17 protein-coding genes and 1 pseudogene are annotated in these 22,857 nt (G+C 69.4%); 8 read left to right on the top strand and 10 right to left on the bottom strand.

The genetic code is table 11. The annotated features are described in order from the left end of the window. The first annotated feature begins 16 nt into the window (after positions 1 to 16). Positions 17 to 1,648 (top strand): L-glutamate gamma-semialdehyde dehydrogenase, encoded by a 1,632-nt coding sequence (pruA, locus tag AB0M26_RS05055; protein WP_365254659.1) that lies wholly within the window; start codon positions 17 to 19, stop codon positions 1,646 to 1,648. Positions 1,649 to 2,394: 746 nt separating this feature from the next. After that, positions 2,395 to 2,526, top strand: a complete 132-nt coding sequence (locus tag AB0M26_RS05050; protein WP_365254656.1) for a hypothetical protein — start codon at positions 2,395 to 2,397, stop codon at positions 2,524 to 2,526. 189 nt (positions 2,527 to 2,715) lie between these two features. Here AB0M26_RS05050 and AB0M26_RS05045 read toward each other — a convergent pair whose 3' ends face one another. Further along, complete coding sequence (locus tag AB0M26_RS05045; protein ID WP_365254653.1) at positions 2,716 to 4,302, bottom strand: metallophosphoesterase family protein; 1,587 nt, start codon at positions 4,300 to 4,302, stop codon at positions 2,716 to 2,718. A 129-nt stretch (positions 4,303 to 4,431) separates the two neighbouring features. On the opposite strand from AB0M26_RS05045, the gene AB0M26_RS05040 reads away from it, so the two are divergent. The 3 genes from AB0M26_RS05040 to cimA all read left to right on the top strand — a co-directional run bounded on the left by AB0M26_RS05040 (position 4,432) and on the right by cimA (position 9,110). Then, positions 4,432 to 5,472: a 3-isopropylmalate dehydrogenase gene (locus AB0M26_RS05040; protein WP_365254650.1), complete on the top strand. Its 1,041-nt coding sequence runs from the start codon at positions 4,432 to 4,434 to the stop codon at positions 5,470 to 5,472. 502 nt (positions 5,473 to 5,974) lie between these two features. After that, the gene (locus tag AB0M26_RS05035) at positions 5,975 to 7,078 is read left to right on the top strand and encodes a branched-chain amino acid aminotransferase (protein ID WP_365254647.1); all 1,104 of its coding nucleotides are present in this window, start codon (positions 5,975 to 5,977) and stop codon (positions 7,076 to 7,078) included. A 418-nt stretch (positions 7,079 to 7,496) separates the two neighbouring features. Continuing rightward, complete coding sequence (cimA, locus tag AB0M26_RS05030) at positions 7,497 to 9,110, top strand: citramalate synthase (protein WP_365254644.1); 1,614 nt, start codon at positions 7,497 to 7,499, stop codon at positions 9,108 to 9,110. A 111-nt stretch (positions 9,111 to 9,221) separates the two neighbouring features. Here the strand turns inward: cimA and AB0M26_RS05025 are convergent, their stop codons facing one another. Then, positions 9,222 to 9,848, bottom strand: coding sequence for a YceI family protein (locus AB0M26_RS05025; RefSeq protein WP_365254641.1), 627 nt, complete (start codon positions 9,846 to 9,848; stop codon positions 9,222 to 9,224). Positions 9,849 to 10,179: 331 nt separating this feature from the next. On the opposite strand from AB0M26_RS05025, the gene AB0M26_RS05020 reads away from it, so the two are divergent. The 3 genes and pseudogenes from AB0M26_RS05020 to AB0M26_RS05010 form a co-directional block, all read left to right on the top strand. After that, positions 10,180 to 11,763 (top strand): acyl-CoA carboxylase subunit beta, encoded by a 1,584-nt coding sequence (locus AB0M26_RS05020; protein ID WP_365254638.1) that lies wholly within the window; start codon positions 10,180 to 10,182, stop codon positions 11,761 to 11,763. A 29-nt stretch (positions 11,764 to 11,792) separates the two neighbouring features. Next, positions 11,793 to 11,999 (top strand): acyl-CoA carboxylase epsilon subunit, encoded by a 207-nt coding sequence (locus AB0M26_RS05015; protein WP_365254635.1) that lies wholly within the window; start codon positions 11,793 to 11,795, stop codon positions 11,997 to 11,999. Between the two features lie 289 nt (positions 12,000 to 12,288). Further along, positions 12,289 to 12,393, top strand: a pseudogene (locus tag AB0M26_RS05010) (IS481 family transposase); the annotation flags it as partial. A gap of 43 nt (positions 12,394 to 12,436) precedes the next feature. Here the strand turns inward: AB0M26_RS05010 and AB0M26_RS05005 are convergent. The 8 genes from AB0M26_RS05005 to AB0M26_RS04970 all read right to left on the bottom strand — a co-directional run bounded on the left by AB0M26_RS05005 (position 12,437) and on the right by AB0M26_RS04970 (position 22,589). Further along, on the bottom strand, positions 12,437 to 13,015 hold the full coding sequence (locus AB0M26_RS05005; protein WP_360846600.1) for an ATP/GTP-binding protein: 579 nt from the start codon (positions 13,013 to 13,015) through the stop codon (positions 12,437 to 12,439). Further along, on the bottom strand, positions 12,996 to 13,562 hold the full coding sequence (locus AB0M26_RS05000) for a DUF742 domain-containing protein (protein ID WP_365254632.1): 567 nt from the start codon (positions 13,560 to 13,562) through the stop codon (positions 12,996 to 12,998). The genes AB0M26_RS05005 and AB0M26_RS05000 overlap by 20 nt, the downstream gene beginning before the upstream one ends. A gap of 96 nt (positions 13,563 to 13,658) precedes the next feature. Continuing rightward, the gene (locus tag AB0M26_RS04995; RefSeq protein ID WP_098749732.1) at positions 13,659 to 14,072 is read right to left on the bottom strand and encodes a roadblock/LC7 domain-containing protein; all 414 of its coding nucleotides are present in this window, start codon (positions 14,070 to 14,072) and stop codon (positions 13,659 to 13,661) included. Positions 14,073 to 14,082: 10 nt separating this feature from the next. Next, the gene (locus tag AB0M26_RS04990) at positions 14,083 to 17,169 is read right to left on the bottom strand and encodes a nitrate- and nitrite sensing domain-containing protein (protein ID WP_365254629.1); all 3,087 of its coding nucleotides are present in this window, start codon (positions 17,167 to 17,169) and stop codon (positions 14,083 to 14,085) included. 330 nt (positions 17,170 to 17,499) lie between these two features. Continuing rightward, positions 17,500 to 18,081, bottom strand: coding sequence for an ATP/GTP-binding protein (locus tag AB0M26_RS04985; RefSeq protein ID WP_365254626.1), 582 nt, complete (start codon positions 18,079 to 18,081; stop codon positions 17,500 to 17,502). Further along, the gene (locus tag AB0M26_RS04980; RefSeq protein ID WP_360846608.1) at positions 18,062 to 18,469 is read right to left on the bottom strand and encodes a DUF742 domain-containing protein; all 408 of its coding nucleotides are present in this window, start codon (positions 18,467 to 18,469) and stop codon (positions 18,062 to 18,064) included. The genes AB0M26_RS04985 and AB0M26_RS04980 overlap by 20 nt, the downstream gene beginning before the upstream one ends. Positions 18,470 to 18,602: 133 nt before the next feature. Continuing rightward, positions 18,603 to 19,016, bottom strand: a complete 414-nt coding sequence (locus AB0M26_RS04975; protein WP_360847068.1) for a roadblock/LC7 domain-containing protein — start codon at positions 19,014 to 19,016, stop codon at positions 18,603 to 18,605. A 9-nt stretch (positions 19,017 to 19,025) separates the two neighbouring features. Then, a complete protein-coding gene (locus AB0M26_RS04970; protein WP_365254624.1) occupies positions 19,026 to 22,589 on the bottom strand; it encodes a nitrate- and nitrite sensing domain-containing protein in 3,564 nt (1,187 codons plus the stop codon). Positions 22,590 to 22,857 lie beyond the last annotated feature (268 nt).

The following is a 22,857-nucleotide window of genomic DNA, read 5'->3' as shown; positions in this document are numbered from 1 at the left end:
GAGACAACGGCCAACCATGGACGCTGTGACCCAGGTCCCCGCGCCGGTGAACGAGCCGGTGCACACCTACGCACCCGGCAGCCCGGAGCGCGCCCGGCTCGAGAAGAGGCTGAAGGAGCTCGCGGGCAATCAGCGTGAGCTGCCGATGACGATCGGCGGCACGAAGCGGATGGGCGGCGGCGAGCGCTTCGACGTCGTACAGCCGCACAACCACGCGTCCAAGCTCGGCACGTACGCCAACGCGACCCACCAGGACGCGCAGGACGCGATCGACGCCGCCCTGGCCGCGGCCCCGGCCTGGCGCGCGCTGTCCTTCGACGACCGCGCCGCGATCATCCTCAGGGCCGCCGAGCTGCTGTCGGGCCCGTGGCGCGAGACGCTGGCCGCCGCGACGATGCTGGGGCAGGGCAAGACGGCGCAGCAGGCCGAGATCGACACCCCCTGCGAGCTGATCGACTTCTGGCGCTTCAATGTGCACTTCGCACGCCAGATCCTGGCCGAGCAGCCGGTCGCGAATGCCAAGGGCGTGTGGAACCGCACCGACCACCGCCCGCTCGAGGGATTCGTCTACGCGATCACCCCGTTCAACTTCACCGCCATTGCCGGCAACCTGCCCACCGCCCCCGCCCTCATGGGCAATGTGGTGGTCTGGAAGCCGTCCCCGACGCAGACCCTCGCGGCCGTGCTGCTCATGGAGCTGCTGGAGGAGGCCGGTCTGCCGAAGGGCGTCATCAATCTGGTGACGGGTGACGGCAAGGACGTCTCCGAGGTGGCCCTGGCCCACCCGGATCTGGCCGGTATCCACTTCACCGGTTCGACCCGGACCTTCCAGTACCTGTGGAAGACGGTCGGCAACAACATCGAGAAGTACAAGACGTACCCGCGCCTGGTCGGCGAGACCGGCGGCAAGGACTTCATCGTCGCCCACCCGTCGGCCGACCCGTCCGTGCTGAAGACCGCGATGACCCGCGGCGCCTTCGAGTACCAGGGCCAGAAGTGCTCCGCGGCATCCCGCGCTTACGTCCCGCGCTCGATCTGGGAGAGCGGCTTCAAGGAGGAGCTGGCGGCCGAGGTCGACTCCGTCCGGATGGGCGATGTCACCGACCTGTCCAACTTCATGGGCGCCGTCATCGACGAGCGCGCCTTCGCCAAGAGCAAGGCCGCGATCGACCGGGCCAAGTCCGACCCGACGATCGAGGTCGTGGCGGGCGGCACGTACGACGACAGCGAGGGCTGGTTCGTCCGCCCGACGGTCCTCGTCTCCTCGGACCCGGACAACGACATCTTCAGGACCGAGTACTTCGGCCCGATCCTCGGTGTCCACGTCTACGAGGACGACAGCTACGACGAGATGCTCCAGCAGATGGAGTCGGCCTCACCGTACGGCCTCACCGGCTGCGTCATCGCCCAGGACCGCGCGGCCGCGGCGCACACCAGCGAGGTGCTGCGCTTCGCCGCGGGCAACTTCTACATCAACGACAAGCCCACCGGCGCGGTCGTCGGCCAGCAGCCCTTCGGCGGCGGGCGCGCTTCGGGCACGAACGACAAGGCGGGCGCCAAGCAGAACCTGATGCGCTGGACCTCCACCCGCTCCATCAAGGAGACTTTGGTCCCGCCGACGGACTACCGCTACCCGCACATGGGCTGACTCCTCGTCACAGACCTGTGGTCTTCGGACACCCCGCCGCCCCCGTTCCGGAATCGCTTCCGGGCGGGGGCGGTTCGTCCTTCCGTACCCGGAGCGGGGGCGGTTGCGGCGGTGATGGGGAAGATGGACAACCATTCCCCGCCATGCCGGTCAGTGCTGACTGAACCGCGTGATGCGGGCAGCGGCGTGGTGCCCGGCCGCACGGTGCCGGTTGACAGCATCGGGAACGGGCCGACCGACGATGCCGTAAGACCGGCCGTCTCCCTCGGGAGCGTTGCGCTGACCCTTTACGGGTCGCCGTCCGCCGACGCACGCAGACAGGTCAGGCCGCACGGCCGGTCCGCCGGGGCCGCCGTGATGGCTGCGCTCGGGTTCCCGCCGGACACCTCCGTCCCCGGACACCCGGACACCCGGACACCCGGACACCTCCGTCGCCCCGCTCCGCCCCGCCGCGGCGCCCGGTCCGCACCGATGACCTTGCTCGGCGCGCGTTGGGCTCACCCACACGTGTGATGTTCGCCCTGGGCGTCTCAGATAGTAGGAAGCCCAAGTATTTGTGCAGACAGCGGCGGCCACCTCGCTTACTTTTGTAGAAGCCGAACGTCTCGCTCGATCCAGCGATCGGCGGATGAGGGCCAGTGCTCCGTCGCAGGTGACCCCTGCTGAGCCGACGCCCCCCGCCCCTCCGGCGTCCCGATCAGCAATCTCGGGGACCTTCCTCGCCCTGTTATTGGAGACGTGCACCCATGAACGAGACCATCCGCAAGGTCCGCCACTCCGCCGCCCGCAACGCCGACGCCGTCGCCCGGAAGAACGCCGCCGCCGCCCTTCAGCGAGCGCTGGACCGCCGGGACAACGGCGGGTCCACCGGGCACTGACCTGCCACAGTGAGCACGGGCCGCGACCAGGGTGGCCCCCCGTCGGGGTTTGCCCCGCTCGCCGCCCTGGCACGGCCGTCCGCTGCGTTGCCGGACCAGCCAGCGGGCCCACTACGAGCCGATCCGGCGCCCTGCATCCGACCGCACCAGGTACACCTCGCCACCCGGCAAACCTCGGCGGAGGCGGCACTAGCTGCCCGGCCGCACGATCTCGAACGCGTCGATGCGCTCGCCGCTCTCCGCCAGCGCCGTGACCTTCAGCCGCGGGCGGTTGCCCGGCTCTGCCTCCACCGCCAGGAACGAGAAGCCGGTGTAGCGCACGCGTGACCACTCCACCGTGTCCGGGTCCGGCAGCCGCGGCTTCGTCCAGTGGAACGTCAGGATGTGGTCGTGGTCGTGGACATGGCCCTCGTAGCTGTCCTTTACGCCCGGCCCGAAGCCGTAGAGGTCCTTGCCCCCGCCGCCCGCCGTCACGTAGACGATGCCGTCGCGGGTCGGGTCCGTCGTGGCGCCGATCGGCAGCGGCTTGCCGACCTCGCCGCCCTTGACGGCGTCGGTGCGCTCGTAGACGTGGTTGTGGCCGTTGATGACCAGGTCGACCTGGTGCTTCTCGAAGAGGTGCCCCCACGCGTCGCGCACCCCGCCGTCCGAGGCGTGCGTGCTCGTGGAGTACGCGCAGTGGTGGAAGAAGACCACGATGAAGTCGAGGTCGGGGTCGGCCCGCAGTGACCTCAGGCGCTTGTCCAGCCAGTCGGTCTGCTTGCCGTCGGTGTAGCCCTGGTTGGCCGGGATCTCGTAACTGACGTCGTTCGCGTCGAGCGCGACCACGCCCACGTTCCCGTTGGTGAAGGAGTAGACGCCCGGTGCCTGTGCGGGGTCGGGGCCGTTCTTCGGGAGGGACCAGCGGGCGGACTGGCCGCCGTAGCCGTTGGGGGAGTACCAGGCCTCCATGTCGTGATTGCCGGTGGTCACCATCCACGGCACGCTCGCCGCCACCGACTCCGTCTGCGCGAGGAACTGGTCCCAGACGCGGGCGTCGTAGGTGTCGGACTCCTTGCCCTGCCCCGAGGAGTCCGCGTAGCAGATGTCGCCCGCGTGCAGATGGAAGGACGGGTTCTGGCCAAGAATCAACTGGTCGTTGGCGAGGGCGTCGTAGCTCACGCCCTGGTCGCCGAAGGCCGTGAAGACGAACTTCTCCGCCTTCGCCGGGGCCGTGCGGAACGATCCGATGCTGGAGAGCCGGCTCGCCTCGGTCGGGTCGAATCCGTCGTGCCCGACGCCGTAGTAGTACGTCGTCCCCGGGCGCAGCCCATCCAGCGCCGAGTGGAGGTAGTACTGGTCGACGGGCGGGCGCTTCGTCGACAGTGACGGGGTGTGCAGATCCCGCACCTCCGCCTCGACCTTGCGGCTGAGTTCCCAGGGCGTCAAACCCACGCGCAGGTACGGCCGCTTGACCGCGAACGGCACCTGCCAGGAGATCCGCATCTGTGTTCTGGGGTCGGCTCCGAAGGCCAGATGGCGTCCGAAGGGGGCCACCAGCGCGCCGTCGACCTCGGCGGCAGCACGTGCGGTGACCAGTGTGGGTGACGGATTGCCGTGGGCGGTGCCCGTGGAACCCGCGAGGAGGCCGAGGCCGCCCGCCGTCCCCGCGGTGGCCGCGCCGCCCACCAGCGCCTTGCGGCGCGACAGCTTCGAGCGCAGGTACTCGTGCTGTTCCGGCATGCTCATCCGGTTCTGGAGGTGCTCCGGGATGCCGACACGTGGGGTATCAGTCATGCCGAACAACGTGCCCGTAACTTTCAACTCCCGGCTATCCGCCAGGTGAACAGAGTTCGTCCGCGGTCCGGCATGTCCGGATGGCGGACATGAAGTGTCGGACCATGGGACGCGGAGTAGGGTGCGACCATGTCTCGCAGCATCGATCTCGCAGTGATTCCGGGTGACGGCATCGGCCAGGAAGTCGTGGCCGAGGGCCTCAAGGTCCTCTCCGCCGTCCTCCCGCAGGATGTGAAGCTGGAGACCAAGACCTACGACCTGGGCGCCCGGCGCTGGCACGCCACGGGCGAGACCCTCCCGGACCGGGAGCTGGAGTCCCTCGCGGGCCACGACGCGATCCTGCTCGGCGCGATCGGTGACCCGTCCGTGCCGTCGGGTGTGCTCGAGCGCGGCCTGCTGCTCAAACTCCGGTTCGCCTTCGACCACTTCATCAATCTGCGCCCGTCGAAGCTGTTCCCGAACACCGCCACCCCGCTGGCGGGGCGCCCGGACATCGACTTCGTCGTCGTCCGCGAGGGCACCGAGGGCCCGTACGTGGGCAACGGCGGTTCCCTGCGCACCGGTACGCCCGCGGAGGTCGCGACCGAGGTCAGCCTCAACACGGCGTACGGCGTGGAGCGGGTGGTGCGGGACGCGTACGAGCGGGCCCAGGCGCGTCCCCGCAAGAAGCTGACGCTCGTTCACAAGAACAACGTCCTCGTCCACGCCGGCCACCTCTGGAAGCGGATCTTCGACGCGGTCGGCGAGGAGTACCCCGAGGTCACCACCGATTACCTGCACGTGGACGCGGCGACGATCTTCTTCGTCACGCAGCCCGAGCGGTTCGACGTGATCGTCACCGACAACCTCTTCGGCGACATCCTGACCGACCTCGCCGCCGCCGTCACCGGCGGCATCGGCCTCGCGGCCTCCGGCAACATCAACCCCACTCGCGCGTTCCCGTCGATGTTCGAGCCGGTCCACGGCTCCGCGCCCGACATCGCGGGCCAGGGCAAGGCGGATCCGACGGCGACGATCCTCTCCGTCGCGCTGCTGCTCCAGCACCTCGGCTACGCGGAGGAGGCCGCCCGCATCGAGGCGGCCGTCGCCGCGGACCTCTCGGAGCGGGGCGACACGCCGCGCACCACGGACGCAATCGGTGACGCCCTGGCCGCTCGCGTATCCGGCTGATCATTCCGGCCACCGCCGGGGAGCCGCCCAGGCCCGCCCGCGGCGACAGTACTCCCGCCCTTCGGGACCCCACATCCCGTCCCTCGGCGCGCGTGGCGCCACATCCGCCCTTCCGGGCGGACGCCGCACCGCTGCCCACGCACTCGCACATCCCGCGAACCCGACCAGCCGTCCCTGGGCACCTCTCAGCGGCGGCCGGGAGGGGGCGCACCTCCCAGTGGTAGCGGGGGTGGGGGCGCCTCCTTGCGGTAGCCGGGGGAGCTCCACGCCGACGGCCCGGCCCGCTGACAACGGCGGTGCCGGGTGCGACCATCAACGCTGGACCGCAACTGCCAAGCCCGCCGGACCCGTATTCTCCCCTTGCGGCACGATTCGCGATAATCGGACGAGGGCCGCATCCCGGAGAGAAGCTCGGACGTCCTAGCATCGCCTGAGGCGGCACGCCACGGCGAAGGCGGAGCGCGCGGTCCGCCACGACCTCACGGTGAAGGACAGAGCAGACATGACGACCCCCTCGATCGAGTTCAAGCCATCGGCCCACCCGCTCTCCGACGCGGAGCGCGAGGCGATCCTGGCCAACCCCGGCTTCGGCCGGCACTTCACCGACAACATGGTGACGATCAAGTGGACCGAGGGACGCGGCTGGCACGACGCCCAGCTCGTGCCCTACGCCCCGCTCTCGATCGACCCCGCCAACATGACGCTGCACTACGCACAGACGATCTTCGAGGGGCTCAAGGCGTACCGGCAGCCCGACGGCAGTGTCGCCACCTTCCGGCCGGAGGAGAACGCCAAGCGGTTCCAGGCGTCGGCCCGCCGTCTGGCCATGCCGGAACTGCCGGTCGAGACCTTCATCGCGGCCTGCGACGCCCTGGTCACCCAGGACAGGGCATGGGTGCCGAGCGAGGGCGAGCAGTCGCTCTACCTGCGGCCGTTCCTGTTCGCCACCGAGGTCGGGCTCGGGGTGCGGCCCGCCAACGAGTACCTCTTCATGGTCATCGCCTCTCCCGCGGGCGCGTACTTCCCCGGCGGTGTGAAGCCGGTCTCTGTCTGGCTCTCGGAGGAGTACGTCCGCGCCGCGCCCGGCGGAACGGGAGCCGCGAAGGCGGGTGGCAACTACGCCGCGTCCCTCGTCGCCCAGGCGCAAGCCGCCGAGAAGGGCTGCGACCAGGTGGTCTGGCTGGATGCGATCGAGCGCCGCTGGATCGAGGAGATGGGCGGGATGAACCTGTACTTCGTGTACGGGGCGGAGGACGGGAAGCGCCGGATCGTGACGCCGGAGCTGTCCGGTTCACTGCTGCCCGGCATCACCCGCGCCTCGCTGCTGCGAATCGCCGGAGACTTGGGCTACGAGGTGTCCGAGGGGCGGATCTCCGTCGACGACTGGCGCCAGGGCAACGCCGACGGCTCGCTGACCGAGGTCTTCGCCTGCGGCACGGCAGCCGCGATCACCCCCGTCGGGTCGGTCAAGTCCGCCAAGGGGAACTGGGCCGTGGCCGACGGGGAGCCGGGCGAGGTCACCATGAAGCTGCGCAAGGCGCTGCTGGACATCCAGATGGGCCAGGCCCCCGACACGCACGGCTGGATGCACCCGCTGGGCGGCTGACGTCCGCCCGTACCGGCAGCACCGGGCCGCGCCACGACGGATACGCGTCGGGGCGCGGCCCTCGTCGCGTGGGCTCGTCGTATGGGGGCCGGGGACCGCCATGCGCTGCCCACATCGTGAGACCTTGTCTCGTCGTGAGCGTATTCCGTGCAAGAATGCCCGCGTGCTCTCGTTCGCCATGATTATTGGCAGGGCGCGCCGGTCCGCAGTGACCGCACCGTAGACCCGATACGGAGCGGGCACCGTGTCCTATGACCCGCGCGCAGACCTCTCGCACCCGCGAGGGGTTTTTTCGTTTTCCGGCCCACTCGTGCCGGACGCGGAGCGCGAGGAGCCAGAGGGACGGTGGAGCCGGATCCCCCGTGGTTCACTTCCGGGGGTCCCAGGTAGACCGAGATCCAACAGGAGTCATAGCAGCATGACGGACGCAAACGGTCCCTCTTCTCCCGGGGACGACTTCCACGTCTTCGACACCACGCTGCGCGACGGCGCCCAGCGGGAGGGCATCAACCTCACCGTCGCGGACAAACTGACCATTGCCCGGCACCTGGACGACTTCGGCGTGGGCTTCATCGAGGGCGGCTGGCCCGGTGCGAACCCCCGGGACACGGAGTTCTTCGCCCGTGCCCGGGCCGAGATCGACTTCAAGCACGCCCAGCTCGTGGCCTTCGGGGCGACCCGTCGCGCGGGGGTGCCCGCCGCCGACGATCCGCAGGTTCGCGCCCTGCTGGACTCGGGAGCCCCGGTGATCACGCTGGTCGCCAAGGCACACGACCGTCATGTGGACCTGGCCCTGCGCACCACGCTGGAGGAGAACCTGGCGATGGTGCGCGACACCGTCGCCCACCTCCGCTCACAGGACCGCCGGGTCTTCGTCGACTGCGAGCACTTCTTCGACGGCTACCGGGCCAACCCGGCGTACGCGAAGGAGGTCGTACGCGCCGCGTCCGAGGCGGGGGCGGACGTCGTGGTGCTCTGCGACACCAACGGCGGCATGCTGCCCGCGCAGGTACAGGCCGTCGTTGCCACCGTGCTGGCGGACACCGGCGCACGCCTTGGCATCCACGCTCAGGACGACACCGGCTGCGCCGTCGCCAACACGCTCGCCGCGGTCGACGCCGGTGCCACCCACGTCCAGTGCACGGCCAACGGCTACGGCGAGCGGGTGGGCAATGCCAACCTCTTCCCCGTCGTCGCCGCGCTCCAGCTCAAATACGGGCGCCATGTGCTGCCCCAGGGCGCTCTGGCGGAGATGACCCGGATCTCGCACGCCATCGCCGAGGTCGTCAACCTCACCCCCTCCACGCACGAGCCCTACGTGGGTGTCTCCGCCTTCGCTCACAAGGCCGGACTGCACGCCTCCGCCATCAAGGTCGACCCGGACCTGTACCAGCACATCGACCCCGAGAGGGTCGGCAACACCATGCGGATGCTGGTCTCCGACATGGCAGGCCGCGCCTCCGTCGAACTCAAGGGCAGGGAACTGGGGGTGGATCTCGGCGGGGACCGGGAACTGGTCGGCCGGGTCGTGGAGCGCGTCAAGGAGCGTGAACTCGCGGGCTACACCTACGAGGCCGCCGACGCGTCCTTCGAACTGCTGCTCCGCGAGGAGGTCGAGGGCCGTGCCCGGCGCTACTTCCGCATCGAGTCCTGGCGGGGGATCGTCGAGACCCGCCCGGACGGGACGCACGCCAACGAGGCCACGGTGAAGCTGTGGGCCAAGGGCGAGCGGATCGTTGCCACGGCCGAGGGCAACGGCCCGGTCAATGCCCTCGACAGGGCGCTGCGCGTCGGGCTGGAGCGGATCTATCCGCAGCTCGCGAAACTGGAGCTGGTCGACTACAAAGTCCGGATCCTGGAGGGCAAGCACGGCACGGAGTCCACGACCCGGGTGCTGGTCTCCACGACCGACGGCCGCGGCGAGTGGTCGACGGTCGGAGTCGGGGACAACGTGATCGCCGCGTCCTGGCAGGCGCTGGAGGACGCGTACACCTACGGGCTGCTGCGGGCGGGCATCGAACCGCAGGAGTAGCCCGCGGTCAGGGCCGGGAAGGCGAATGCACGGCGCCCCGGCCGGGGAGGGAGACCCCGTCCGGGGCGCCGTGCCGAACAGCGGCGGGTCGCCGGACGCCCGTGCGTGGGCTCACGCCGCCTGCGGTGCGGACTTGACGGCGGAGATGTCGAAGGTCAGCTTGACCTTGTCGCTGACCATGACGCCGCCCGTCTCCAGAGCGGCGTTCCAGGTGAGTCCCCAGTCGGAGCGGAGGATGTCGGCGCGGCCCTCGAAACCGACGCGCTCGTTGCCGTAGACGTCGGTGGCGGAGCCGTTGAACTCCAGGTCGATGCTGAGCGGACGCGTGACGTCCTTGATCGTCAGGTCTCCGGTGATCCGGTACGTGTCGCCGCCCACGTGCTCCGCGGCGGTGGAGCGGAAGGTCATCAGGGGGAACTTCTCGGCGTCGAAGAAGTCGCCGCTGCGCAGATGGCCGTCGCGGTCGGCGATGCCGGTGTCGACGCCGGCGATGCGGACGTCGATGGAGGCGCGGGACCGGGAGACGTCGGTGCCGTTCAGCGAGAGGGTGCCCTCGAAGTCGCCGAAGGTGCCCCGGACGTTGGTGACCATGGCGTGGCGGACGGTGAAGCCGAGGCTGCTGTGCGCCGGGTCGATGGTGTAGTCCCCGGTGAGCGCGGCGAGTGCCGCGTCGGGGGCGGCCGTTGCGGCGGAACCCGCGGTCGGGACGTCTGCGCTCTTCCGGTTGAACAGAGCCATGGCTTCCTCCTGGCAGTGGAGCAGTGGTTTAAGCTTCAACTAGCGCAGCCCACTATAGGGGAATGTGGTTGATGAATCAACATTACGGGTGTGTGGTGGCGCACGCGTCCCGGCTGTAGGCAGGCCACACGCATGGCTGTACGGTCTCCACTGCATGAACGCAGTGGGCATGGCGCACCACATTTGTGGGATGTGTACAGCGCAGAGCCGCCTGAGTCGTAGCTACTCAGGTCTACGGTGGCGGTTCTGTCCAAGGGTTCCAGGAAAACCCTGGGGAGACTGTTAGAAGTCAACGGGCCGATTTCGGGCCCTCTTTTCGTAGGGTCGTTACATGACCCTTCTCGACGAGTCGCCCACCGGGGCGAGCGATGCCCGTGGGCGAGTGGCCGAGCTGCACGCGATCCGTGAGCTGGCTCTGCGTGGGCCGAGTGATCGTGCGACCGAGGCTCAGAAGGCCAAGGGGAAGTTGACGGTTCGTGAGCGGATCGAGGTGTTGCTGGACGAGGGCTCCTTCCATGAGGTGGAGCCGTTGCGGCGGCATCGTGCGACGGGGTTCGGTCTGGAGGCGAAGAAGCCGTACACCGATGGTGTGGTGACCGGGTGGGGGGCCGTCGAGGGCCGGACGGTCTTCGTGTATGCGCATGATTTCCGGATCTTCGGTGGGGCGTTGGGTGAGGCGCATGCCACGAAGATTCACAAGATCATGGATATGGCGATCTCGGCGGGTGCGCCGTTGGTTTCGTTGAACGATGGTGCGGGGGCGCGGATCCAGGAGGGTGTTTCGGCGCTGGCGGGGTACGGGGGGATTTTTCAGCGCAACACCCGTGCGTCGGGGGTGATTCCGCAGATTTCGGTGATGTTGGGTCCGTGTGCGGGGGGTGCTGCCTATTCGCCGGCGTTGACGGACTTTGTGTTCATGGTGCGGGAGACCTCGCAGATGTTCATCACCGGGCCGGATGTGGTGCGGGCGGTGACGGGTGAGGAGATCAGCCAGAACGGTCTGGGGGGTGCGGATGTGCATGCCGAGACCTCGGGGGTGTGTCACTTCGCGTATGACGACGAGGAGACGTGTCTGGCGGAGGTGCGTTATCTGATCTCGTTGCTGCCGTCGAACAATCGGGAGAATCCTCCGTCGTCGGTGTGCGAGGACCCGGTGGACCGGCGGTCGGAGGCGTTGTTGGATCTGGTGCCCGCCGACGGTAACCGGCCGTATGACATGCGGCAGGTGATCGAGGAGATCGTCGATGACGGTGAGTATCTGGAGGTTCATGAGCGGTGGGCGCGGAACATCATCTGCGCGTTGACGCGTCTGGATGGTCAGGTGGTGGGGGTCATCGCGAACCAGCCGCAGACGTTGGCGGGGGTGCTGGACATCGAGGCGTCGGAGAAGGCGGCTCGGTTTGTGCAGATGTGTGATGCGTTCAATATTCCGATTGTGACGTTGCTGGATGTGCCGGGGTTCCTTCCTGGTGTGGATCAGGAGCACGGGGGGATCATCCGGCACGGGGCGAAGTTGTTGTATGCGTACTGCAATGCGACGGTGCCGCGGATCTCGTTGATTTTGCGGAAGGCGTACGGCGGGGCGTACATCGTGATGGATTCGCAGTCGATCGGGGCGGATCTGACGTATGCGTGGCCGACGAACGAGATCGCGGTGATGGGGGCCGATGGTGCGGCCAATGTCATTTTCCGCAAGCAGATCGCCGAGGCCGATGATCCCGAGGCCATGCGTGCGCGGATGGTCAAGGAGTACAAGGCCGAGTTGATGCATCCGTACTACGCGGCCGAACGCGGTCTGGTCGACGATGTCATCGACCCCACCGAGACCCGCGCCGTCCTCATCGGCTCACTGGCCATGCTCCGCACCAAACACGCCGACCTGCCGTCCCGCAAGCACGGCAACCCACCGCAGTGACGCGGCCCACGAAAGGCACGGAGAATCCCATGAGTTCAGAGAACTTCCTTCGCGTCGAGAAGGGCCACGCCGAGCCCGAGGAGCTGGCCGCGCTCACCGCGGTCCTCCTCGCCCGCGCCGTCGGCGGCGGTCATCACCGCGGGGTGGTCGCGGCCCGCAATCACCGCTCCACGGCACGCTGGCGGCGTCTGGAGCGCCAGTCGGGCTTCCGTGCGCCGCACAGCTGGCAGCGCTGACGCCGCGCCCGCAGCGCGGCGCTGAGCGCGTCGCCGCCGGGACACCCGCCACGAACGCCGAAATCCCCCTGCAGTCGGAGAAGTTGCAGGGGGATTTCGGCGTTCGTGGCCAGGTGTTCCCACGCCGGACGAAGAGACAGAACGCAGTGGCGGGGGCGGCACTGGCCGTACTGCTCGGGCAGGTTGGTCGAGTTTGTGCGACGGCACGGTCTGAATGTGTGGAATGGCGAAGGCCTCCGGTTGCGGAGTGGAGCTGTCGAGGAACCTCTCCGCCGACCAGGAGGCCTTCGTGCCTCACGCAAATGCTGCTTCGACGCCTCGTGCCCGTCTTCGCCTGGCGCGTCTGATTGTTGATGACGGGTGGCCGGTCGCCCGGGCGGCCGAGCGCTATGAGTGGCACCCATCACCAGGTTGACCAACGCCCCCGGCCAGTACAACTAGCGCAGCCGCGCCATCAGGGCGTGTTCCACCAGTGTGATCAGCGCGCTCTTGGCCTCGCTGCGGTGGCGGGCGTCGGTGGTGATGATCGGTGCGTCCGGCCCGATCTGCAGCGCCTCGCGGACTTCTTCGGGGGTGTACGGCTGATGCCCGTCGAATCCGTTGAGGGCGATCACGAAGGGCAGTCCGCTGTTCTCGAAATAGTCGACCGCGGGGAAACAGTCCGCGAGCCGCCGGGTGTCGACCAGCACGACCGCGCCGATGGCGCCGCGGACGAGGTCGTCCCACATGAACCAGAAGCGGTCCTGTCCCGGCGTACCGAAGAGGTACAGGATCAGGTCCTGGTCCAGGGTGATCCGGCCGAAGTCCATCGCCACGGTCGTCGTGGTCTTGTCCGGGGCGTGCGTGAGGTCGTCGATGCCCGCCGAGGCGGAGGTCATGACGGCTTCGGTGCGCAGTGGATTGATCTCCGAGACCGCGCCGACGAACGTGGTCTTGCCCACGCCGAAGCCGCCCGCCACCACGATCTTCGCGGAGGTGGTGGAGCGGGCTGCACCGCTAGAGCTTCCGAAGTCCACTGAGCACCCTTTCGAGCAGTGTCACGTCTGGCTGTCCGCCGGCGGCCGCATCGCCGCCGGGCTGGTGGATGGCGACGAGCCCGGCCTCGGCCAGGTCGGCGACGAGGATACGGGCGACGCCGAGGGGGATGGTGAGCAGGGCGGAGATCTCGGCGACCGACTTGATCTCCCGGCAGAGGTGGCAGATGCGCTGGTGCTCCGGAAGCTGCCCCTGGAGCTGTGAGGGTGCGGCTGTGGTGTGCACCAGCGCCTCGATCGCGAGCTGATAGCGCGGCCGGGTGCGGCCTCCGGTCATCGCGTAAGGACGCACCAGCGGGTTGGAGCCGCCGCCCGCCGGAGCGGGCTGTGCCGCGGGGTGCTGCGGCTGCACCGGCTGGATCCGGGGCGGCGGCGGCTCGTACGGGTCGTACGTTCCCGGCTGCTGGCGATGCGGCGGTCCTTGACGGCTCGGCGTGGAGGGGAAGTTGAAGCGGTTGGGCTGCTCACCACCCTGCTGATGAGGCTGCTGACCACCGCCGTACGGGTAGCCGCTTGGGGGTGTTGCCACGATTCTCCTCCTCCAACTTCCGTTGTGCCGGTCCCGCTTGAGGATCCGCGCCACCGCACCCTATGGCGCGGTGGCGCGAAACGCACGGCGTGTCTGCTAGTTGAGCAGGCTTCCTTGCAGTTCCGCTCGCAGGTCCGGCGTGAGGACGCTGCCGGCACGATCGACAAGAAGGGCCATCTCGTAACCAACGAGGCCGATGTCGCACTCGGGGTGGGCGAGGACGGCCAGGGAGGAACCGTCGGAGACGGACATGATGAAGAGGAAGCCGCGCTCCATCTCCACCACGGTCTGGTTGACCGATCCGCCTTCGAAGATGCGGGAGGCGCCGGCCGTCAGCGAAGTCAGGCCGGAAGCCACGGCCGCAAGCTGGTCCGCGCGATCGCGCGGGAACCCTTCGGACATCGCGAGAAGGAGTCCGTCGGCGGAGACCACCACCGTGTGCGACACCCCCGGGGTGTTGTCCACGAAGTTGGTGATCAACCAGTTCAGGTTCTGCGCCGCCTGGCTCATCGGGCTCACACTAACGCTCCTGATCGTAGGTGCTACCGCCGGGGCCGTAGCCCTGGCCGCCTGTGTTCATCCCTGCGTTGCGTCCCCGCTGGACACCCCGCCGCAGGTTGCTCAACCTGCCGCGGACGTCCTCGGGAGCGCGGGAGACCTGAGGGCCGCCCTGCGGGGTCTGCTCTGCGGTTCCCTCGACCAGGTTGGCCTTGGGCACCCGCCGGGGGAGTCCGGACGGAGTGACTCCGCCGGCCTTCGGGTCGCGGAGCTGCTCGGCGCGCCGCCAGCGGTCGTCGTTGGCCGAGCGCCAGTCGCCACTGTCGTCCTGCCTGTCCTGCCGGTCCTGCGGGATGCCGCGGGCCTGCGGGACCTGCTGGGTCCGCTCCGCCTCCTCGTGGGGCTGCCACGCCTTCTCGCGGCGCGGCAGGCCGGCGCCGGTCGTGGAGTGGGTGCCGCTCGAAGTGGGTCCCGGACGGTCGAAGCCTACGCGTTCGGACGCTTCCGCGGGAGCCGCCTGGGATTCCGATTCCGCTCCGTAGCCCGCGTTGTGGCGCGGCTCGTAGGAGGCGGGGGCACCCCAGTCGGTTTGCGGGGACGGGGCGTCGTACTGGGGATACGTACCGTGTCCGTTCTCCGATGGCTCGTCGTATGCCGGCTCCCGGTAGTCCTGCTCCGGGTATGCCGGGCTCTGGTATCGGGATTCCGGATAGGCGGCCCGGGGGAACTCGGCGGTGTCGTAGCCCTGCGGCTCGTCGCGGTAGCCGTTCCGGTCCCGGTCCTCCTGGAAGCGGTCTGCGGCCTGGGCCTCGAGCTGGGCCCGCCGCTCCTCGCGCATCAGCGAGCGGCCCACCGGGTCGAGCTCGCGGGCGTCGTCCGGAACCTCGTAGCGGCTGTCGTCGAAGCCCAGCTCGGCGGCGGTGCGCAGGGGGGCCTGGTGGACGCCGTTGAACGAGGACCGGTCCTGCTCCGGCATGATCCGCGAGACCGTGAAGTCGTCCTCGGGTATCTCCTCGCCGCCGCCACCGTGGGTGATCGCCTCCGGAAGCATCACGAGCGACGTCGTACCGGCCTGTTCGCCGGAGGGACGGAGCTGGACGCGGATGCCGTGCCGGTCGGCCAGTCGGCCGACCACGAACAGACCCATGCGCTGGGAGATCGCGGCATCCACGGTCGGCGGGTTCGCCAGCTTGTGGTTGATGTCCGCGAAGTCCTCGGCGGTCAGGCCGATGCCCTTGTCGTGGATCTCGATCATCACGCGGCCGTCGGGCAGCCGGGTCGCGGTGACCCGCACCTTGGTCTGCGGCGAGGAGAACGTGGTGGCGTTCTCCAGCAGTTCGGCGAGGAGGTGCACGAGATCGGTCACGGCGGTGCCGTGGATCTCGCTCTCCGGTACGCCGGTGATCTCGATGCGCTCGTACGCCTCCACCTCGGAGGTCGCGGCACGGAGCACGTCCACCAGCGGGACGGGCTGGTTCCAGCGGCGGCCGGGCTCCTCGCCGGCGAGGACGAGGAGGTTCTCGCCGTTGCGTCGCATACGGGTCGCCAGGTGGTCCAGGCGGAAGAGGCTCTCGAGCTGGTCCGGGTCGGCCTCGTTGTTCTCCAGCTCCGTGATCAGGGTGAGCTGGCCCTCGATGAGGCCCTGGTTCCGGCGGGAGAGGTTGGTGAAGATCGCGTTGACGTTGCCCCGAAGCAGTGCCTGCTCGGCGGCGAGCCGGACAGCCTCGCGGTGCACCTGGTCGAAGGCGCGGGCGACCTCGCCGATCTCGTCCTGGCTGGTGATCGGGATCGGCTTGACCCGGGTGTCCACGCGGCCAGGATCCGTACGGGAGAGCTGGTCGACCAGCATCGGCAGGCGCTGCTCGGCGACGTCGAAGGCGGCGGTGCGCAGCCGGCGCATGCTGCGGCTCATCGAGCGGGCCATCAGCCCGGCGATGATGAACGCGGTGAGCAGGGCGACGAGCACGATGGCGCCGTTGACAACGGCGTCCCGTTTGGCGTCGTCGGAGATCTGCGCGGCCTCGTTCACGGCCTTGTCGATCAGGTCCGTCTCGACCGATCGGTAGGCGTCGAACTTGCCCGTCGCGGTGGCGAACCAGCTCTCCGGCGTGATGCCATCCGGCTTGAGGTCCTTGGCACCCGTGCCCCGGCCGATGGCGGTGACCATGTCCTTCATGGGCGGCGGCGTGACGAACGGCACGCCCGCGGCCTCGGCCTGCTGCTTGGCCTGGGCGACCTGCTTCTTGCCCTCGGCCTGCGCGGCGGCCATCGCCTTGCGCAGGGCCGTCTGGTCCTGGGCGGTGCCGCCGGAGACGTACTCGGCGAGGGCGATGTTCTCCAGGTACGCGTACGAGGTGAAGGCGGTGACCTGGGCGCTGCGGTCCTTGGCGGCCGGGCCGGGCTTCACCAGGAGGTGGGCGCCGATGGAGCGCTGAAGCGATTCAGCACCCTTGGCCAGGGATATTGCGTAGACCGTACGGCCGTAGCTGGTGATGTTGCCGGTGCCGAGACCCAGTTCGTTGGCGAACTCCATCAGCGGGTGCTGGACCCGGACATAGCCCTCTTCGGTCTGCACGGCGGGCAGCGCAGAGGTGTAGGCGGCCTGGCGGAGCTTGGTGAGGTTGCCCTGGGCGTCGCGGAAGGCCTTGAGCCGCCGTTGGAGGCCGGGGCGGTCCGGCATGTCCGCGACGGCCGCTTCGAAGTCCTTGCGGGCGTTGTCGGTCGTGGAACGCGCGTCGGTGACGATCTTGCTGTCACGATCCCCGCTCAGAAGTGGAACCGCGGTACGGTCACGCTCGTCAAGGAGAGCGTGACCGTAGGTTTCCGCCGCCCTGACGAGACGCGCCGTCCGTTCGGCGTCCTGCGCCTCGCGCCAGGTGTCGACGGAGCCTTTCACCTGGAAACCGCCGAAGACCAGTCCGACGAGCACGGGGATGAGCAGGATCGCGTTCAGCCTGGTGGGCACGCGCCAGTTGCGGGGGGACAGCCGGCTACGACTCGCCGGGGCGATGTCCGGCACATCGACGGTGGACGCCGCGGGGCGCGACGCTGGGGTGAAGTTGCCTCGTGCCGCTTGATGCGACGCGGGACCGGGCTTGCTTCGCCTCACTCGACCAACAACCTCTCGGCGTCGGCACCCAGGGGTGTGCCGGGGACTTCCAGAGCCGTTACTACTCGGCAGTTCAGGGAATTGCAGCACGTCAGGGGCGAGCATTCCAAACACCCGGTGGAGGCCGTTCCGGCGGGCAAAAGGGCGAGATAATTGGTGCATCGCCCCTGATTTCCCACAAAACGCCGGGTGATTGTGCGCACAGCGAAGCCACCCGGATGCGTCGGGTGTTGACCGCTGAACAATTCTCTGTCGAAACGTTATGAACACAGCGGCGGGCCGTGTCAAAGGACACGGCCCGCCGATCGATCAACTCCCGCCCCCCGACGGCTACTTGAGCCGGGCCATAAGGGCGTGCTCCACCAGTGTGATCAGCGCGCTCTTGGCCTCGCTGCGGTGGCGGGCGTCGGTGGTGATGATCGGTGCGTCCGGCCCGATCTGCAACGCCTCGCGGACTTCTTCGGGGGTGTACGGCTGATGCCCGTCGAATCCGTTGAGGGCGATCACGAACGGAAGGCCCGAATTCTCGAAATAGTCGACCGCGGGGAAACAATCGGCCAGCCGCCGTGTGTCCACGAGCACGACCGCGCCGATGGCGCCGCGGACGAGGTCGTCCCACATGAACCAGAAGCGGTCCTGTCCCGGCGTACCGAAGAGGTACAGGATCAGGTCCTGGTCCAGGGTGATCCGGCCGAAGTCCATCGCCACGGTCGTCGTGGTCTTGTCCGGGGCGTGCGTGAGGTCGTCGATCCCCGCCGAGGCGGAGGTCATCACGGCTTCGGTGCGCAGCGGATTGATCTCCGAGACCGCGCCGACGAACGTGGTCTTGCCCACGCCGAAGCCGCCCGCCACCACGATCTTCGCGGAGGTGGTGGAGCGGGCCGCTCCGCCATTAGAGCTTGCGAAGTCCACTGAGCACCCTTTCGAGCAAAGTCACATCCGGCGTACCGCCGGCCTCGTCGGCGCCGCCGGGCTGGTGGATCGCCACCATGCCCGCCTCCGCCAGATCGGCCACGAGGATCCGAGCCACTCCCAGAGGTATCGCCAGCAGCGCGGATACCTCGGCAACGGATTTGACCTCGCGGCACAGATGGCAGATGCGCTGGTGCTCCGGGAGCAGCCCGCCCAGCTGAGCCGGATCGGCGGTGGTGCTGACCAGAGCCTCGATGGCGAGCTGGTAGCGCGGCCGGGTCCGGCCCCCGGTCATGGCGTACGGCCGCACCAGCGGCTGGTCGCCATCGTCCCCGTACGGCGCGTCCTGGTAGGCGCCGTACGGGCCGAGCGAATGGGGCGGGGTCATGAGTCCTCCGGGCGGGACAACGGTTGTCGTGTCGCGGGGCCGGTGGGAGGTTCGATCGGCCCGACGAGGTCGGTCGGTTGAGCGTACGTCGGACGGGCGTTTCGGTCAGTCGGTTCGGAAAGGTCGGTCGTGATCAGTTGAGCAGACTTCCTTGCAATTCGGCACGCAGGTCCGGGGTGAGGACACTGCCCGCGCGGTCGACAAGGAGCGCCATCTCGTAGCCCACGAGACCGATGTCGCAGTCGGGGTGGGCCAGGACGGCCAGGGAGGAACCGTCGGAGACGGACATGATGAAGAGGAAGCCGCGCTCCATCTCCACCACGGTCTGGTTGACCATGCCGCCTTCGAAGATGCGGGAGGCACCGGACGTCAGGGACGTCAGGCCAGAGGCGACGGCCGCGAGCTGGTCGGCGCGGTCGCGCGGGAACCCTTCGGACATCGCGAGCAGCAGGCCGTCGGCCGAAACCACCACCGTGTGCGACACCCCAGGGGTGTTGTCCACGAAGTTGGTGATCAACCAGTTCAGATTCTGCGCCGCCTGGCTCATCGGACTCAACTAACGCTCCTGCTGGTATGTGGGGCCGAAGCCCTGGTTGTTGCTGTCGTGGCCGTCCGTCCCGGCCTGACGGCCTCGCTGGATGCCCCGCCGGAGGTTGGTCAGCCGGCCCCGCACATCGTCCGGGGCACGGGAGACCTGCGGTGCCGTCGGGTGGGTCTGCTGCTGCGACGCGGTGCCCGCCACGAGGTTGGCGCGTGGGACACGGCGCGGAAGGCCCGAGGTGGTGACACCGCCGGAGGCGGGCTGCCGGACCCGCTCGGCCTGCCGGCCGAGCTCGTCGTTGGGCGACGAGCGCCAGGAGGTGTCCGAGCCATTCTGGCCGCGGGCGGGCTCGCGCCGCGGCGCGGGTTCCTGCGGCGGCACCGAGGACGCGGGGCGTCCCGTGGGCTGCTGCGGCCCGGGACGGGACTCGTGGCCCTGCCTGCGGCCCGGGCGGTCGGCCAGCCGGCCGCCGCCGCGGAACCAGTCGGACTCCAGGGTGTCGAAGAGCGGCGTACGGCCGTCTCCGCCACCGGTCGAGGGCGAGTCCAGCTCGGACGGCGGCAGCGCGAACTGGCCTGTCTCCCGGGGCTGTTGCTGCGGCTGCTGCTGTTGCTGCTGAGGGGCCTCGTCGTAGTCCGGGCGCTGGAACTGCGCCGTTGACTCGACCTCCTCGTGGCCGCGCGGAGCGTCGGCGGTGTCGCGGGGAGCCGTGGTCGGCCAGTCGTCGGAACCGGCGGCCCGGCGGGCGCCCCAATTCGTCCCCGGCCCCTGGCCCCCCGGGCCGCCGGAGCCGCCCGGAAGCTCGGCGGCGGGCCCGCGCGGCGGCAGCTGCGGTCGTCCGCCCGGGTCGGAGCCGGAGGCAGGACCGCGGTTCGCGGGGCCACCGGTGGGCGCCCCGCTGGGCGAGGCGACGGTCGGCGAGGACCCGCGGCCGTCGCTCGCGCCGGGACGCGGCGGAAGGGCCGGGGCGCGGCCCTGGTCGTCGGTGCGGCCCGGTCCTGTCGGAGGCATGCCCGTACGGGCGCCGGGTGCGTCGCCCGCGCCTGCTCCGGCCGGCGCGGAGCCACCGGGACGGCCGGGGCCTCCGCCGGGGCGTCCGGCGGGGGAGAAGACCCCGCTGTCGCGTGTCCGGGACGTGTCCTCGGCGCCGCTGCCGCCCTGGGCGAAGGCGTTGCCCGCGCCGGCACCCGCGGTCGGGCGGGAGGGCAGGGGGCCGCCCGTACGGCCCTGCTGGTCGCCGGGGCCGCCGGAGCCCGGACCGTTCGCACCGGAGCCGCCGGGCCCCTGTGACCCGCCCGGGTCGCGGCTCGGCAGTGCGGCGCGCGCAGCACCGCTCGGGACCTGGCCGCGCGGCGTCATGCCCGCGAGGCGGCTGGTTCCGGGAGCGGGAGCACCGCCCGAACCACCGGAGGGTGCGCCCGGCTTGCCGGCCGTCTTGGCGCCGCCCTGGGCGACGTCCACGGGCAGCATGACGAGCGCGGTCGTACCGCCGGAGTCCGAGGGGCGGAGCTGGATGCGGATGCCGTGCCGCAGGGACAGACGGCCGACCACGAACAGGCCCATGCGCCTCGATACGGAGACGTCCACGGTCGGCGGGCTGGCCAGCCGCTCGTTGATCGCCGCCAGGTCCTCCGGGGAGAGGCCGATGCCCGTGTCGTGGATCTCGACGAGCACGCGGCCGTCGGGCAGTGCGTGACCGGTGACCTTGACCTTGGTCTGCGGAGAGGAGAACGACGTCGCGTTCTCGAGCAGCTCTGCGAGCAGGTGCACGAGGTCGTTGACGACGCGACCGGCGACCTCGGTCGTCGGGACGGCGCTCAGCTCGATCCGCTCGTACTGCTCCACCTCGGAGGCGGCGGCGCGGAGCACGTCGACCAGCGGGACCGGGCGGGTCCAGCGGCGGCCGGGCTCCTCGCCGGCGAGGACCAGGAGGTTCTCGCCGTTCCGGCGCATACGGGTCGCGAGGTGGTCCAGCTTGAACAGCGAGGAGAGCTGGTCCGGGTCGGCCTCACGGCTCTCCAGTTCGGAGATCAGCGAGAGCTGACGCTGGATGAGGCCCTGGCTGCGGCGCGAGAGGTTGGTGAACATCGCGTTCACGTTGCCCCGCAGCAGCGCCTGCTCGGCGGCGAGGCGGACCGCCTCGCGGTGCACGTCGTCGAACGCCGCGGCCACGCGGCCGATCTCGTCCCGGCTGTGCACACCGACGGACTGGACGGAGGTGTCCACGTCCTGCGGGTCGGACTCGGAGAGCTGCTTGACCAGTTCGGGCAGGCGCTTCTGCGAGACGTCCTGCGCGGTGTCCTGCAGCCGGCGCAGTGTGCGCACCATGGAGCGGGCAACGACGAACGCGCCGACGAGCGAGACACCGAGGACGAGCAGGATCACCGCACCGTTGAGGATGGCTTCCTGCTGGGCTTTGGAGCGCAGTTCGCGCGCCTTCTCCTCCATCTCGGAGAGCAGTGTCTGCTCGATCCGGGACATCTCGTCGATCTTGGTGCTGTCCTGGTCGTACCAGTCCTTGTACGAGCGCTTCTCGTTGGCGATCTGGCCATCGGTCTTCAGGACCCGGGCGGCGTAGGTGTCCGCGAGGATGATCTCGGAGTTGCCGCCGTCCTCCAGGGCCTGCAGCAGCTCCTGGGACGAGGCCTTGCCGCCCTCGCCCTGGTAGACCTGGATGAACTGGGCGAGCGAGGACTCCTCGCTCTGCTGCGCGGACTGGCCGTAGAGCCGGTCGTTGGCGGACAGCTTCGGCTTGGGCTCGTTGGCGAGACCGGCCGCGATCACCGCGCGCTGGATGGAGGCGTACTCCTTGGCCGAGGAGAACGCGGCCAGGGCGCGGGTGGACCGGATCATCTCGCTGTTGCTGGTGGCCTGGGCCATGTCCTGGGACAGCGAGAGCAGCGAGGTGATCAGTTCGTTGTAGCTGCTGGCGGTCTGGGCGATGTACTCGCTGTCGTCGTACGCGTTCGCCCGGATCGTCTTGATCTTCTCGAGCTGCTTGAGGATGTTGACGAGCGAGGAGTTGACGCCGACGAGGGCCTCGGAGTTCGAGGCCTCGATGTCCTGGGTCGCCTCACGGAAGGACTGCTTGGCGCGGTCGGTCTTGATGCGCGAGTAGACGACGTCGTCGTTCTTGTCGTCCCCGGTGGCCAGCGGCCCCGCCGAGTGGTCGCGCTCCTCCTGGAGTGCGGACGCCAGTTCGGTGGCCTGCTTGGTCATCTCGGTCAGCAGCTTCATGTTCTCGAGCTGCTTGAGGTTGTCCATCGAGTTATCGATGCGCAGCGCGCCGAGGGTCGTCGCGGCGACGACGGGCAGCGCGAGCAGAGAAACCAGACGGGTGCTGATGCGCCAGTTGCGCAGGGCCATCCGCGAACCGGTGCCCGGCGTGGGCTTCGTCTGCGGTGGCTCCGCGGCCTCGCCACCGCCCAGCGGGCCCGGGCGGGCAGGACTCAGCGTCCCGTTGCTCTCGGGCGTGGCTCCCGCACCCTGGGCACGCTCGGGCGTGGAGCCACGATCGGTTCCACCGCGCGGCTCGGGCTCCGCCGCAGCGCTGTCATCCCTCTTGAAACGTCCCTGCACTAGCGTCGCAACCTCTGGACCAGGCGTCCCGCCGTGTGAGCGGTGGGACGGTGTCGAGTCATTGTGGGGAACAGTGGCCCCGGCGGTCCGTGGAATTCCAGCACAGTGCCGGATCTGCAACAAGACCGGCGGGTGAGAGCGTGACAGAGATGACGCTGTGTACGTACGAAATCACCGCCCGTGGAAACCGAATTCAGCGATAACGGACTTTTTTCCACCAGTTGAGCGGCGCGTACCGGTGTCCCAGTAGCGGTGATCAGGGGCGGAA

Origin of the sequence: Streptomyces sp. NPDC051776 (assembly GCF_040681345.1) — a bacterium.
GTDB lineage: Bacteria > Actinomycetota > Actinomycetes > Streptomycetales > Streptomycetaceae > Streptomyces.
The sequence above is the reverse complement of the archived record's forward strand: the minus strand, read 5'-3'. Positions and strand labels throughout refer to the sequence as shown.